This is a genomic window from Micromonospora sp. D75, from assembly GCF_018070405.1.
In the GTDB taxonomy this organism is placed as follows: domain Bacteria; phylum Actinomycetota; class Actinomycetes; order Mycobacteriales; family Micromonosporaceae; genus Micromonospora; species Micromonospora chalcea.
Genome location: NZ_JAGPXV010001100.1, coordinates 1 through 806, shown reverse-complemented (window position 1 = coordinate 806; position 806 = coordinate 1). Strand labels below are relative to the sequence as shown.

The window sequence follows — 806 nt, the reverse complement described above, 5'->3', positions numbered from 1 at the left end:
GGGTGATGCTGGAGAGCAGGTCCAGCGGGCGGGCCACCAGCAGCGCCCACCGCTCGGCCGACTGCATCGCGATCCGCTTCGGGGCCAGCTCGCCGAAGACCAGCGTGACGAACGTGAGCACCAGCGTCACCGCGACGATGGCGACGGTCTCGGCGGCGTTGCCGAACACGCTGAGCAGCGGCACCAGCGGCCGGGCCAGCGAGACCGCGGCGGCGGCGGACGCGAGGAACCCGGCGAGCGTGATGCCGATCTGGATCGTGGCCAGGAACCGGTTCGGATCCTTCGCCAGGCGGGCCAGTGTCCGTCCGCCCCGGCCGCTGCGCTCCAGCCGCTGCACCTGGCTGTCCCGCAGGGACACCAGGGCCATCTCGCTGCCGGCGAACGCCGCGTTGAGGATCACCAGCACACCGACCAGGGCCAGCTGGCTCCAGTAGCTCTGCACGACCGGTTATCTCCCTCGACCCGATCCGGGCCGGCCGACGGCCGACCCACCGGCCGGCAGATCCGGTCGGCGTGGCCCCTCTGTGCCCCGCGGGCCCGCCGCTGAATCATGACCGGCCCCGGTGTCACCCGCCGGGGGCCGGGGCTCAGGCCGGTACGGGCAGGTCGAGCACGTACGCGCCGCCCTCGGGCCGGAATCCGAGCCGGTGGTAGTAGGGGGCGACCATGCCGGGCGGGCTGACCACGCGGCGGAAGCCCCGGTCGGTGAACAGCCGGCTGCGCCGGTAGACGAACTCGCCCGGGGTGAAGTCCCGGAACGGCGGGGTCACGTAGTCCAGGTCGATCTGGGCCACGCCGCCCGGTTC

The 806-nt window shown here is 73.6% G+C and carries 1 protein-coding gene and 1 pseudogene; both read right to left on the bottom strand.

Going from position 1 to position 806, the window contains the following annotated elements:
• A partial coding sequence (locus tag KBX39_RS32275; RefSeq protein ID WP_210874216.1) for a CNNM domain-containing protein occupies positions 1 to 442 on the bottom strand: 442 nt, incomplete at its 3' end.
• A gap of 145 nt (positions 443 to 587) precedes the next feature.
• Positions 588 to 806 (bottom strand): annotated as a pseudogene (locus KBX39_RS32270) (hypothetical protein); the annotation flags it as partial.